Annotated in this window: 10 protein-coding genes and 2 tRNA genes; 3 read left to right on the forward strand and 9 right to left on the reverse strand. The window is 71.3% G+C overall.

What is annotated here, in order from left to right; genetic code table 11:
* Positions 1 to 276: 276 nt before the first annotated feature.
* Together J8403_RS22510 and J8403_RS22515 are read right to left on the reverse strand one after the other, a co-directional pair.
* Positions 277 to 4791 carry a PAS domain-containing protein gene (locus tag J8403_RS22510; RefSeq protein WP_211124744.1) on the reverse strand — a complete coding sequence of 1505 codons (4515 nt, stop codon included), beginning with the start codon at positions 4789 to 4791 and terminating at the stop codon, positions 277 to 279.
* A gap of 213 nt (positions 4792 to 5004) precedes the next feature.
* Positions 5005 to 5454, reverse strand: coding sequence for an SSI family serine proteinase inhibitor (locus J8403_RS22515; RefSeq protein WP_211124745.1), 450 nt, complete (start codon positions 5452 to 5454; stop codon positions 5005 to 5007).
* A gap of 402 nt (positions 5455 to 5856) precedes the next feature.
* Here J8403_RS22515 and J8403_RS22520 point away from each other — a divergent pair.
* Positions 5857 to 5947, forward strand: a tRNA-Ser gene (locus tag J8403_RS22520).
* Between the two features lie 425 nt (positions 5948 to 6372).
* Positions 6373 to 6445: transfer RNA gene (locus J8403_RS22525), tRNA-Arg, on the forward strand.
* Positions 6446 to 6536: 91 nt separating this feature from the next.
* Here J8403_RS22525 and J8403_RS22530 read toward each other — a convergent pair.
* From J8403_RS22530 to J8403_RS22560, 7 genes are all read right to left on the reverse strand, one after another.
* Positions 6537 to 7808: a site-specific integrase gene (locus J8403_RS22530; RefSeq protein WP_211124746.1), complete on the reverse strand. Its 1272-nt coding sequence runs from the start codon at positions 7806 to 7808 to the stop codon at positions 6537 to 6539.
* Complete coding sequence (locus J8403_RS22535; RefSeq protein ID WP_211124747.1) at positions 7808 to 7990, reverse strand: helix-turn-helix domain-containing protein; 183 nt, start codon at positions 7988 to 7990, stop codon at positions 7808 to 7810. The genes J8403_RS22530 and J8403_RS22535 overlap by 1 nt, the downstream gene beginning before the upstream one ends.
* Positions 7987 to 9450 (reverse strand): replication initiator, encoded by a 1464-nt coding sequence (locus J8403_RS22540; protein ID WP_211124748.1) that lies wholly within the window; start codon positions 9448 to 9450, stop codon positions 7987 to 7989. The genes J8403_RS22535 and J8403_RS22540 overlap by 4 nt, the downstream gene beginning before the upstream one ends.
* Positions 9451 to 9580: 130 nt before the next feature.
* Positions 9581 to 10249: a DUF2637 domain-containing protein gene (locus tag J8403_RS22545; protein ID WP_211124749.1), complete on the reverse strand. Its 669-nt coding sequence runs from the start codon at positions 10247 to 10249 to the stop codon at positions 9581 to 9583.
* A 52-nt stretch (positions 10250 to 10301) separates the two neighbouring features.
* A complete protein-coding gene (locus tag J8403_RS22550; RefSeq protein WP_211124750.1) occupies positions 10302 to 11693 on the reverse strand; it encodes an FtsK/SpoIIIE domain-containing protein in 1392 nt (463 codons plus the stop codon).
* The gene (locus tag J8403_RS22555) at positions 11690 to 11893 is read right to left on the reverse strand and encodes a hypothetical protein (protein WP_137966505.1); all 204 of its coding nucleotides are present in this window, start codon (positions 11891 to 11893) and stop codon (positions 11690 to 11692) included. Before J8403_RS22555 ends, J8403_RS22550 begins: the two co-directional genes overlap by 4 nt.
* Positions 11890 to 12228 carry an SCO3933 family regulatory protein gene (locus J8403_RS22560; protein ID WP_147966917.1) on the reverse strand — a complete coding sequence of 113 codons (339 nt, stop codon included), beginning with the start codon at positions 12226 to 12228 and terminating at the stop codon, positions 11890 to 11892. The genes J8403_RS22555 and J8403_RS22560 overlap by 4 nt, the downstream gene beginning before the upstream one ends.
* A 143-nt stretch (positions 12229 to 12371) precedes the next feature.
* Between J8403_RS22560 and J8403_RS22565 the strand changes: the two genes are divergently transcribed.
* On the forward strand, positions 12372 to 12806 hold the full coding sequence (locus J8403_RS22565; RefSeq protein ID WP_211124751.1) for a GntR family transcriptional regulator: 435 nt from the start codon (positions 12372 to 12374) through the stop codon (positions 12804 to 12806).
* Positions 12807 to 12810 lie beyond the last annotated feature (4 nt).

Consider the following 12810-nt stretch of genomic DNA (forward strand, 5'->3'; position numbering starts at 1 on the left):
GCATGTCACCGTATGGATCGGCGGGCCGTGCCTTTACGGGGCCGCGCATCACCGTAAGGACCAGTGGGCCGTGCCCGTACAGGCGGCACGCCACCGTAAGGACAGCGTGGCCGTGCTTTAGGGGCCGGGCGTCACCGTAAGGACAGCGGGCGTGCCTTTACGGGCGGCACGCCACCGTAAGGACCAGTGGGCCGTGCCCGTACAGGCGGCACGCCACCGTAAGGACAGCGTGGCCGTGCCCTTACGGGCCGGGCGTCACCGTAAGGCCCGCGTGCGTCAGTTGGTGCCGATCTTCGCCAGCAGGTCCACGATCCGCGACTGCACCTCCGCGCTCGTCGAGCGCTCCGCGAGGAACAGCACCGTTTCGCCCGAGGCCAGCCGCGACAGATGCGCCGGATCGATGTCCGCGGAGGTGTAGACGACCAGCGGGGTGCGGTTGAGCAGTCCGTTGCCGCGCAACCAGTCGACGATCCCGGCCCGGCGGCGGCGTACCTGCATCAGGTCCATCACCACCAGGTTCGGCCGCATCTGCCCCGCGAGCGAGACCGCGTCCGCGTCCGTCGCCGCGCGGGCGACCTGCATCCCGCGCCGCTCGAGCGTCGCCGTAAGGGCCGCCGAGATCGGCTCGTGCTCCTCGATCAGCAGAACGCGCGACGGATGCTGCTCGCTGTCGCGCGGGGCGAGCGCCTTGAACAGGACGGCCGGGTCGGCGCCGTACGCCGCCTCCCGCGTCGCCTGGCCGAGCCCCGCGGTCACCAGCACCGGCACCTCGGCGGCGACCGCGGCCGTACGCAGCGACTGCAGCGCGGTCCGGGTGATCGGCCCGGTCAGCGGATCGACGAACAGCGCCGCCGGGTACGCGGCGATCTGCGCGTCGACCTCCTCACGGGAGTTCACGATCACCGGACGGTAGCCGCGGTCGCTCAGCGCCTGCTGGGTGGACATGTCCGGCGCGGGCCACACGAGGAGGCGGCGCGGGTTGTCCAGCGGCTCCGGGGGCAGTTCGTCGTCGGGCGGCGGGGTGCGGTCGTCGACGATCTCGACGGCGCCGTTCGGCCCGTCCAGCGGTTCCGGCCCCTCGGCGCCCTCGTCCGGCGCGCCGATGGCGAACGCACGGCCCGAGCTCTGCGACGCATTCGCCGCACGCTGCGGCTGCGCCCCCGGCCCGGGCTGGGGACGGGGCTGCGGGCCGGTCTGTGCCCCGGGGTGCGGTTGCGAACGGCTGCCGGCCGGCTGCAGTTCGGCCGAGGTGCCCTGGCCCGCCATCTCGGGCCGGGCGGCCAGCTTGCGGCGCCTGCCGGAGCCCAAGCTGGTGCCTCCGGAGGGCGTCTGGGGCTGGCCCTGCTGCGGGCGTCCCAGCGGCTGGCCCTGCGGGCCCTGACCCTGGGGGTGCTCACCCACCTGCTGGGCGAACGGCACCCCTTGGCCCAGGGTCCGCACGCTGATCGCGCGCCCCTGGGCGGTGTCCGCGTTCGGCGGGGCCTCGGCGGGCAGCGGCTGCGGGCGGGGCTGCGAGGGCGCGTCCGGCCACTGCGCCGGCTGCTGGGCGGGTGGCTGCTGGGCCGGTGGGCGCCCGCTCGCCTCCGCGGGCTGCGGACCACCGGGGCCACCCTGGGGCGGACCCACCGGATGACCGGGACCACCCGGACCACCCTGGGTCGCCTCCGGCTGCTCCTCGGCCAGCGGCCGCCGGGCGCGGCGACGTCCGGTGGGCGGGACGTCCTGCGGCTGGCCGCCGCCGGTGTCCTGGCCCCAGTTGGGCTGCTGTTCCTCGGGCGTACGGGCGGCGGGCAGCGCGGGCATGCCCGACCCGGCGGGCTGAGCGGCGCCGGGGCCCTGGGCCTGCGGCTGGGGCCGACGCGGGTCCTGGCCCTGTGCCTGACCGGGGTCGGATGGCCAGCCCCCGGGCCGTGCGGCGCCGTTGGGGGGTACGGGCTCGCCTCGTACCGCCAGGCCGCCGCCCTGCTGCGGCTGGGGCGCGCCGCCCCGTGCCTCGCGAGCGCCGTGCTGCGCGGGGACGAGCCCGGCCGGGCCGAGCTCCGGCGGCAGCGCGCCGGGCTGCGCCCGGTCGGCGGCGGCCGGGGGCAGCGCGAAGGGAGAGCGAACGAGACCGGACTCCCCCGCGGCCTGCGGCTGCGGCTGGGTTTGCTGCGGCTGAGGTTGGGGCTGCGCCTGGCCCTGGGCCTGGGGCTGCGCCTGGTCGGGCGCCGACAACTCCGGCGCCTCGGCCAGCGTGCGGCGGGCCCGGCGACGTCCGGTGGGCTGGACCTCTTCCGGCTGGCCCGCGCCGGTGTCCTGGCCCCAGTTGGGCTGTTGCTCCTCGGGCGTACGGGCGGCGGGCAGCGCGGGCATGCCCGACGCGACCGGCTGGGCGGGCTGCTGGGGCGTGTCGGAGGCGGCCGCGGGCAGGGCGAGGGCAGGCCGGCCGTTCGCGCCCTGGGCGGGGGCACCGGCGGCCTGAGGGCCGCCCTGTTCCTGCGCCGGGGCGCCGCGCCGGGCGCGGCGGCCCTGGGGCTGCTGCTGGGCCGGAATGCCCTGAGGCGGCACAACACCCATGGCGGCCGCGCCCGTCGGCTGCGGTCCGGTGGCCGCGGCCGCCGCCTCGTCGGGGTGGGGGCGCGCCCTGCGCCGCCCGGTGGGCCGTGGGGTGTCCGCGGCCTCGGCGGTGCCCTGCTGCTGGGCCGCGCTGTCCTCGCCGACGACCGCGGGAAGCGCGGTGGGCGCGCCCGGGGCGCCCTGCTGAGCGGCGGTGCGCGGGTCGGCCGTACGGGGATCGGCCGTATGCGGGTCGGCCGTATGCGGGTCGGCCGTATGCGGGTCGGCCTTACGGAGGTTGGGCGGCGGCGTACCGCCCTGTGTGCCGTTGCCTTGCGTGCCGTGGCCCTGCGTACCGCCGCCGCTGGTGTCGCCCGGCGTGCCGCTGGGGGCCGCGCCGTGCCGGGCGCGGCGTCCGGTCGGGGTCTGGCCGGTCGGGGTCTGGCCGGTGGCGTTGCCGCCCGCGGTGCCCGTACCCGTACCCGTACCCGCGTCGGTTCCCGTACCCGCGCCGGAGGTGCCCTGTCCCCGCGTACCGTCGCCGTGCCCGGCGGCGTCGCCGTTCGCGCGCTCCTGCTCGGCCGCGGCCGCCGCCGAGATCGGCACCTCAAGGACGTAGGCGTGACCGCCCATGCCCGGCATCTCATGGGTCTGGAGCACGCCCCCGTGCCGGCGCACGATCCCGCGCACGATCGGCTCGTGCACCGGGTCGCCGCCCGCGTACGGCCCGCGGACCTCGATCCGTACGACATCGCCGCGCTGCGCCGCCGCGACCACGATCGTCGAGTCGCTCGCCGCGCTGCCCGCCGCGGTGTTGCCGGTGGAGTCGACCCCGGCCACGTCCGCGATCAGATGGGCAAGCGCCTGGGCGAGCCGCTCCGGGTCCACCTCGGCGTCGATCGGCGGCGCGTGCACGGCGAACTGCGCGCGGCCCGGGCCGATCAGCTCGACCGCGCCCTCCACACTGGCCGATACGACCTCGTCCATCGAGACCGTCCGGCGGGCCAGCTCCTCGCTGTGCGCGTCGAGCCGCTGGTAGCTCAGGACGTTGTCGACGAGCGTGGTCATCCGGGTGTAGCCGGCGGCGAGGTGGTGCAGGATCTGGTTGGCCTCGGGCCACAGCTGCCCGGCCGGGTCGTCGGCGAGCACACCGAGTTCGCCGCGCAGCTGCAGCAGCGGTCCGCGCAGCGACTGGTCCAGCACGGCGAGCAGCTGGCTGTTCCGGGCGGTCACGGACTCCAGCTGCGCGGTGTACCGCGCGCGCTCCTCGGCGAGCTGCGTCCGCAGCTCCTCCACGGTCTTCGTGTGCTGCGCGGTGAGGTTCTCCAGCTCCTCGGCGTGCTGGGCGGTGAGGCTCTCCACCTTCTCCGTGTGCTCGGTGGTGAGGCTCTCGACCTCCTCCGTGTGCTGGGTCGTGAGGCTCTCCACCTCCTCGGCGTGCTTGGCCGCCATGGCCTTCTCGGCACGCCGGTCGGTGAAGGTCATCACCGCGCCCACGAGTTGCTCGCCGTCGCGGACGGGCGCGGTGGTCAGATCGACCGGCACCTCGCTTCCGTCCTTGGCCCACAGCACCTGGCCGCGCACCCGGTGCTTGCGGCCGGAGCGCAGGGAGTCGGCGAGGGGAGATTCCTCGTATGGGAACGGGGAACCGTCCGGGCGCGAGTGGTGTACAAGAGAGTGAAGCTCCTGACCGCCCATGTCGCTGGCCCGGTAGCCGAGGATCTGCGCGGCGGACGGGTTGACGAGGACCACCTTGCCCTCGGTGTCCACGCCGACCACGCCCTCCGCCGCCGCGCGCAGGATCATCTCGGTCTGGCGCTGCTGACGGGCGAGTTCGGCCTCGGTGTCGAGCGTCCCGGTCAGGTCGCGCACGATGAGCATCAGCAGCTCATCACCGGTGTAGCTGTACTGATCGGCGTAAGGAGTCCGCCCATCCTCCAGATTCGCGCTGGTCACCTCGACGGGAATCTGCGCCCCGTCGGTGCGCCGGGCCATCATCCGGGTCGGCTTGATGCCGTCCCGCTGGGCCGACTCGGGGCGCCGCATCGACCCGGGAATGCGATTGGGATCGAAGGAGGGGAGCAGATCGAGCAGACCACGGCCGACCAGGGCGGTGCCCGGAGCCTCGAAGGACTCCAGCGCGATGTGGTTGGCGTTGACGATCGTGCCGTTGCAGTTGACGAGCAACAGCGCGTCGGGGAGGGCGTCGAGTATCGCCGCGAGGCGAGCAGCGCCTCGGGATGGCCTGCTGCTCACGACGACGCTTCCTCCCTGACTACTGCATCTTGCTGACACTCGCGGTCATTCTGCCGTCCCGTCTGCGGAGTGTCTCTAGGGGAGTCTACGGCCACCGAAGGCGGACGTGACGGCGGATGAGAGGGAGGTCGCAGCACGACGTACGCGTCTCGACGCACGCCCGGACAAACTTCTCCGTGCTCTCCTCTTCTCACTCCCGCCCCAATCCCCAGGTCAGCTCCCAGGCGTGCGCAAAACGACGGAGAACCGATTCCATCGGGCGATTTCACACCCGTTGGTGCGGTTGAACCACGCGTTGACGGGACGCCCCGCCCAGTGACCCGTCACCCGCGCCGTGGCCGGCCCGCCGTACTGCCCGGTGCACATCGCATCGGGCGACACCGGCGCGAACGGATCCCGGCCCCATACGGTCTGCGAGTCCAGCTGCGCACACGCGGCCCGGGCCCGGGGGTGCGTACCCCCGGTCGGGTGGCAGTTCAGCACAAAGGTCGAGGCATCGTCGGGATCCCCGTTCTGGCTGACGGTGATCACGAGCCGGTCGGCGCTCTCCCCGTCGAACGGCAGGGGCAGCGGCAGCGGCGTGGCCCCGGCGGGGGCCAGCGCGCCCGCCGTGGCGGCGGTCGTCAGAGCGGCGGTGACGACGAGGCGGTGCAGCAGGGGCATCGGGACACTCCTGGAGTGATCAGACGGGGCGCGCTGCCCCTGCCCCCTCTAACGCGCCGCCGCGGCGCGCGTTGCGCCGCCATAAGGGCTGCGCTCGGCGGTAAGGGCCGCGCTCGGCTGGTGAGGGCTGCGCTCCGCCGGTAAGGACTGCGCCCGGCCGGTAAGGACTGCGCCCGGCCGGTGAGGACTGCGCCCGGCCGGTGCGGACTGCCGTTCCGCCGAAGGGGGCTGCCGCTCCGCCGTAAGGGCTGCACTCAGGCATTGGGGCTGCTCCCGGGCGTTAGGGCTTTGCGATGGGCCCCGCCCGCCGAGTACCGTAGTCCGCGATTGGTGACATCCCGCTGGGCTATGACATCATCTGCACACACCACGTCGCGCTCGCGCGAGCGAAACCGGTGTGCTGGAGGCTTCGCCTAGTCTGGTCTATGGCGCCGCACTGCTAATGCGGTTTGGGCCCTAAAGCCCATCGAGGGTTCAAATCCCTCAGCCTCCGCTCTCTGATCAGGGAGCCCGTGCCTATGGCGCGGGCTCCCTGTGTCGTTTCCGCGGCCCGCCGCCAACGATCACGGAAGCGGCCCGGCGCGACGACCCCCCCGCGCTCCCCTTACTACGGCGACGGTGACGGGAACTGCGGCTCCGGCCGACCGCGGCCCGATAGCCCTGCAACCCCGGACTACCACCGAAGCAACGCAGGGCGACTGCAACGTTGCCTTCCGTGACGCCGTCCGTCGCTCCTCAACGGCCTCGCGACGCGAAGGCCCACTCCCCGATGTCTCGCGACGGCCGCTCCGGCAGCCCCTGAAAACGGAGTTTCCGCAGGTCAGCGTGGGTGTGGGAAACGGATTTCGCCTGGCGGCAGAGGTCATGTAATGTTGTCCCCGCAACGCCGACCGGCAAGAAAAACCGCCGGGAAGCCAAGCGCTCGTAGCTTAACGGATAGAGCACTTGACTACGGATCAAGAGGTTGCAGGTTCGAATCCTGCCGAGCGCGCACCAGCTCAGAGGCCCCTTCCGATCATCGGAAGGGGCCTCTTGCGTATGCGTTGACATCCAAACTGACATCAACGGCCACGCGGGTTGGATCAGGCGGGTACGGGGACGCCGCTCGGGCCGTCGTCGCCGTCGTCGTTGATGTCACGCAGGGCATCGCCGACGCGATCGAATGCGGAGCGCTGAGAGTCGAGCCGGACGAAGGTGTAGATGTCCATCGTCACGCGGATCGAGCTGTGCCCGAGCACTTCCATGATCATTCGGGCGTCGGCCCCCTGCTCGTGCAGCAGCGACGCGCAGGTATGCCGGAGATCATGGAACCGGACGCGCCGGACGCCTGCCTTGTCGCACAGGAGGGTGAAGGCGCGGTTCAGGTTGCGCGGTTCGATGGGCGTTCCGTTCTTCGTGGTGAAGACGAGATCCCTGCCGTCGTCCTTCCACTTGTCTCCTGCCGCAAGGCGGTCTCCGTGTTGCTGGGCTCGGCGAGCGCGGAGCGCCGTCACGCACTCGCCGGGCAGCGCCACCCGGCGGGCCGAGCGCTGAGTCTTCGGAGCAGCGACCAGCAGTTCCCCGCCAACGCGCTGGAGCGTCTGGCGGATGGTGACTGTGCCGTCCGTAAGATCCACGTCCTTCCACCGAAGGCCGAGGACTTCCCCGCGTCGCAGCCCGATCCGTACGGCCAGTTCGTACGCCGCCCACATCCGATTGCCACGCGCCGCCGCCAGGAGCCGACGCCCCTCCTCCACGGTCAGCGGCTCTATCTCGCGCTTCGTGCCCATGCCCAGCTCGACGTTCTTGGCCACGTTGCGCGGTAGTTCGTCCTCCCGCACCGCGTGCTCCAGTGCCGCCCGCAGCAGCACCAGGAGGAAACGCACGGTCCGATCGGACGGGTACGACTCGCAGCACTTGCCCAGCGCGCAGCAGCGGCGTTTCCGTTCCGGCCGTGCCTTGTCCTTCCCTTGAGCGCAGCACTGGCACGTACGCGCGGTGGTGGCGAGGAAGGCCCGGATGTCCCGTGCGGTGAGCCGGGCCAGCTTCTTCTTCCCCAGGCCCGGAGCGAGGTAGATCCGTACGAGCGTTTCGTAGGCCGCGTACGTGGACGGCCGCACCTTGATGCGAGCGACGTTGGCCAGCCAGTACGTCAGGAACTCGCCCAGGCTCAGCTTGCTCGTGACGACGGGAATACCGCTCTGTGAGTCCGCCTTGAGGCGGGTCAGCTTTTCGTGAACGTCATCCCAGCTCTTGCCGTAGACGAAGCGCCGTTTGTACGTGCCGTCCGGCGTGAGGACGTACGCCGCTCCGTGCCAACGGCCGTCCTTGCGCTGGACGATCGTGCCTTCTCCGTTGACGTTCCTCCCGGCCATCAGGCGGCCTCTCCTTCGGTCTGGCGGTGGATGTAGTCGTGCAGGGCGGATTCGGTGATGCGTCGGCAGCGGCCGATGGTCAGGGAGGCCAGCTCCCGTGAGCGGATGAGGTTGTAGACCGTCCAGCGGCTCACCTGGAGCCGAGCCGCGACCTGGCCCACGTTGAGCAGGCCCGGAGTCACAGCCAGGGGTCTCCTTCTGTCTTGCGGCGGTCGGCGTGGTCGCGTGCTTGGGCGATGTCGTGGCGTACCTGGGCGGCGAGGAGTTCTTCGCCGGGGCTGTAGCCGGAGGCCAGGTATTGCCAGTGGGAGACGACGAGGGTGGTTTCCTCCTCCCGCTCGGGCCGGTCGTCTGTGGCGCGTGCTTGCTCCGTGCGCCAGGTGCGGCGGATGTCGCGCAGTGCGCTGAGGGTGGTGGAGTAGCGGCGGGATTTGCTGGAGAAGTGGCCTCGGAAGCCGAGCATGTGGGCCCACTTCCAGAGCTTGAGTTCGGCGAACTCGGGGAGGTGGCCGAGGTTCCAGGCGGTGCGGATCATCTGGCGGACGTGGCTGTGCACGGGCAGGTCCGCGATGGGTTCGGACTGGCCGGTGCCCTTGCACTCCTCGCACAGGTCCCGGAATCCGTCAGGACCGCGCTGGTAGCCGCGTCCGGTGCAGTGAGGGCAGCGCAGGGAGCGGTCCACGGTCCCGGAGTCCTCAGCGCTCTTGGTGGCGTACTTCGCGACATAGGCGGCGACCTTCTGATCTGTCAGTTCTCCGTCGCCCAGGGCGGCGATCTCGCGGATGTCGAGCTGATCGCCCCAGGTGAGTCGGCGTTCGCCGATGGCGTCGGAGGTGACCGTGAGCACGGCGCGTTCGGCCGCCTCGGTGACCGCGTGGGTGAGCGCGTCGGCGGTGGCCCACCGGGGCGGGGGCTCGTCGCTGCCTTCCGGGCCGTCGAGGCGCACAACGGCGTGGAAGTGGACCAGGCCGCGCCGCTGGTACTCGGCGACCTTGGCGAAGGAGACCCGCAGCGCCGCATTCAGCGCCTTCTGCGTCATGCCGAGGTGCGCGGCCAGCTCACGGCGGAGGTAGGTGGTGAAGCGTGCCCACAGGGCTCCGGCGTGGGCGTTCCAGAGCACGGCGCCGGTGTAGTCGTAGGTGGCCGGGGACAGCGGGGTGCCCAAGGCGGGGTCGTCGGCGGGGTGGCGGGTGCCGCAGCGGCAGGGCAGGTTCTCGCCCGCGTCGGTGATGCGGCGGTTGTGGACCGGCCCGAACGACGGGGCGGTCAGGGTGACGAAGAGGCGGGGGTGTGTGCGTACGGTCCCCGGCACGCTCTTGCCGCCTGAGAGTCCGGCCTTGATCAGGTGGTAGGTGTCGGCGGCGTACAGGCGGGAGCAGGAGGGACAGCGGGAGGAACGGCGGTTACCGCAGGTGGTCAGCAGCCGCCCGGTGGGTTCGCCAGCGGTGCTGTACGCACGGACGATGGTGTCCGTCGCTGTGTCGCGGGTTTCGGTGGAGCCGACGAGCTGAACCGGGCGGGTACAACCGCGGATTCGGCTGATCTGGTCGTGGACGCGCTCAAAGTCGGGGAGATGGGCAAGCTCGATGAGGTCCCGCAGGGCCAGGCTCGCCACGTGGCGCAGGTCCAGAGGGGCTTTCACGGGTGAGGTGTCCTTTCGGGAGGGCCCCGGGCAGCACTGGGTCAGGGGTGCGGGTGCTGCTCGGGGCATGACGAATCCGGGCCCGGTCAGGGGCGGGGGTTTCTGGGTTGCCGGGACGGCCGGCACGGGGTCAGAGCTGGGCGTGCGTGGCGGTGGCCAGCGGCAGTGCGACGCCGAGGCGGGCCCGGAGCTGCGCCGGAGTGATGGACTCGCCGTGCTCGGCCCGGTAGGTGTCGGCGATGGTGCGGGCCGCGTTCAGCAGCGGCACGGGCACCGTGACCGCCGGGGAACTCTCCGGCTTCGGCGTGACCGGTTCGGGGGCCGGGGCAGGCTCCGGCTCGGGGGCCGGTGCCTTCTCGACCGGTGCGTCAGGCGCGGCAGGGGTCGGGGTGGTGTGGGCGACGGTGTGGAAGTGGCGCAGGAGTTGGGGGCCGACGGCTCCCCAGCCCAGGAGGAGGAGCGGGGCGACCGCGTCCACGGCGGCCCGGCCGTAGTGCTCGGCGACGATGGGTTCGGCGACGTTGAGGGCCAGGGTCAGCAGCCCGGACATGTGCATGAGCCGAGTGGCGCCCGTGATCTGGTCGGCCGGGACGCCGCGCAGGGACAGGTACCGCAGGGCGACCAGGAGGCCGACGACGGACAGGTCCACCATGGGGGCGATCAGCGGTGCGATGGGGCCGGGGACGCCGAGGCGCAGCGCGAGGGCCCAGACGTTGCCGAAGGAGAAGACGAAGGCCAGGGCCGCGATTATGCCCATGATCACGGTCACGGTGCGCTGAGTGATCCGGTCCTCAGACATAGAGGATTCACCTCCTTCCACGTGTAGCGACGAGCAGGTCAGAGGGCACGGGTCAGGCGGCCTCCCGTTTGGTGAACGGGTCGTCCACCCGCATCGCGGAGACCGCCAGTTCTTCCAGCAGTTCGGCGGGGTCGCGGGTCAGGTGGGCGGTGTCGGTGGCGATGCGGGCAGCGTCCGCGTCGGCCACGTACGGCGTGCGGATGCGGGCGAAGCCGGGACGGCCCTGGTGCGCCATGGCCGCCACCCCGACGTAGGCCGGGTCCTGGAGTGCGGTGGGGCTGGCGTCGGGCCAGTTGCGGATGTCCTCCCCGAGCGCGACCACGGCCGCTTCGGCGGTCTTCTGGGCGAAGGACAGGCCCACCGGGCACACGTCCCGGATGAAGGTGGGGATGGCGTCCCCGGTTGCCTTCTGTGTCGCGATGATCACCAGGATGCCGACGTTGCGGCCCTTCTTCACCAGGTCCTCCACCAGCCGCGCGTTCTCGGCGGCCAGCGCGGCGAGCTTCTTCGTCCGCGTGTCCGATCCCTTGTAGTCGCGGAAGTAGGTGTGCGCTTCGTCCACGATGAGCACGGTCAACGGCCAGGCGGCTGAGGGCCCGAGGTGCCACATGTTCTTCACGCCCAGCAGGGCACGGATGGACGCCGACCGGTCCCGCCGCAGCTTCACCAGCCGCGTGAACAGCGCGTTCGCCTCTTCCAGATCGTCACCGACGAACGCGAAGATCCGGTCCGTCAAGTCGGCGTAGTCGCCCTCATGGGATGAGGTCACCTTCCCATCGGCCACCGCGTACTGCACCGCATCGGACGGCGCCGTATCGCAGATGAACCGGTTGACCAGGGACGTCTTGCCGAAGCCGGGCAGCCCGGCCACGGTGACACCGGGCACGTTGGCCAGGCTGACGCTTACCGGCTGCGCGTACTCGTCCAGGCCCAGATCCCACACCGCCAGATCCTCCGGCACAGCCCCAGACGGGGTGTGCTCGGTGGGAACGATCAGCGGATCAACCCGCACCCCACGGATCACCAGCGTCCCCGGCTGGTCCGGTAGGACCGAAACCCGCGTGCACCGCCATGCATCGGCCAGATACGGGGCCGCCCGCTGGAACTCCGCCAGGCCCACCTTGGGCAGGCAGACCGCGTGCACCAGCACCCCGTACCGGTCGGCCGCGACCCGGATCTTCGGGATGAGGACCCGTGGCTTGGGGACCTTGCCGTCCGGGGCCACGATCACGGCCGGAGGAGTCTTGTCGGTCACCGACAGCCCGACCATCGGGGCCAGCCGACGCCAGCGCCGCCGTACGCCGATGGCCTGCCGCATGCTCGCCCGCGTCATTTTGTCGGCACGCACATAGCGCACCAGCCACCACAGGGCCCATATGCCGATCAGGGCCAGGGCCGCCCCGGCAACAGCCGGGGCAGACCCGAACACCTCCTGCACAGTCACAGCACGTCCTTGTTCGTGTAGAGGAATCGGTAGAGGGATATCCGCAGTTCCAGCAGGTCACGGCCGGATGCGAGCTTGGGGTAGCCGTGCGACTCGATCACCTTGGCCACGTCGAAGAGCAGGCCGTTGGTGAACCGCGAGTCGTCATCCCCGCTCTCCGGCTCAACCGGATAGACCGGCTCAGGGGCAGCGGCCGTCACTTGACCAACTCCAGCGCCGCCGCCCGGTAAGCCACGCCATCGGACAACTGGCCGTTGAAGAGCCGCGCCCACGGAGTGGCGAACAGCTCCGCCACCCGCACCGGCATCCCCGGCTGGAGACCACCCGGCAGACCGCTCTCCGGCACGGTGATCTTCATCTGCTCGGCGCGGCCCTCTTCCATGAGGAACACGGTCAGGGTGTGCAGGGTCTCCCCGGTGTCACGGTCGGTGGCGACCTCACCCGTCTCGGGGTTCTTGACCTTCGGCACCGGGAGGGTGCCAGCGATGAACTGAGTGGAGGGCAGCAGCCCCACGCGAATACGGGTCATAGCCATGCTCGAACTCCCTTTTGTGGCCGACCGCTTGTGCGATCGGGGCACAACTATGATCTAGCCAGGCTAGCTAGGTCAAGTGAGCTAGCTACGAGAGTTCAAGGGCCTGGGTGTGTTAGGTGAGCTAACACGGCTACCCTGGGACCATGACGCCGTCGACGCACGACGCCCGCCCGCCGTATCAGCAGGCAGCCGAGGCCATCCGGGCCGAGATCAAGGCGGGCAAGCTCAAGCCGGGGGAACAGCTCCCCTCGCATCGCGAGCTGCAAGAGCGGTTCGGCATCGCCAACATGACCGCCCGCAGCGCTCTTCGCGTACTCCGGGAAGAGGGCTTGATCTACACGGTGCAGGGGCGTGGCAGCTATGTCGCAGACGTCGTCGGACCCAGCAACGAGGTCATGGGGGTTGTGTCAGGTCTGGTGGTGCAGGCAGGAAAGGTTCCGGACCCCGACAGCGCTGAGGCAGACGGGGCCGTGATCGAAACCCTTCAGGCTGTCCGTGACCAGCTCCGAGCCTTGAACGCGGAGGTCCAGACCCTCAAGCGGGAAGTCGCCGAACTGAAGGCGCGGCAGGACTCGTAGCCCG

Origin of the sequence: Streptomyces yatensis (genome assembly GCF_018069625.1) — a bacterium.
Lineage (GTDB): Bacteria > Actinomycetota > Actinomycetes > Streptomycetales > Streptomycetaceae > Streptomyces > Streptomyces yatensis.

Bases quoted from the DNA above. Each gene is read 5' to 3' on its own strand.
- J8403_RS22515 (WP_211124745.1), bottom strand. From the start codon at position 5,454: ATGCCCCTGCTGCACCGCCTCGTCGTCACCGCCGCTCTGACGACCGCC.
- J8403_RS22530 (WP_211124746.1), bottom strand. From the start codon at position 7,808: ATGGCCGGGAGGAACGTCAACGGAGAAGGCACGATCGTCCAGCGCAAG.
- J8403_RS22545 (WP_211124749.1), bottom strand. From the start codon at position 10,249: ATGTCTGAGGACCGGATCACTCAGCGCACCGTGACCGTGATCATGGGC.
- J8403_RS22560 (WP_147966917.1), bottom strand. From the start codon at position 12,228: ATGGCTATGACCCGTATTCGCGTGGGGCTGCTGCCCTCCACTCAGTTC.
- J8403_RS22565 (WP_211124751.1), top strand. From the start codon at position 12,372: ATGACGCCGTCGACGCACGACGCCCGCCCGCCGTATCAGCAGGCAGCC.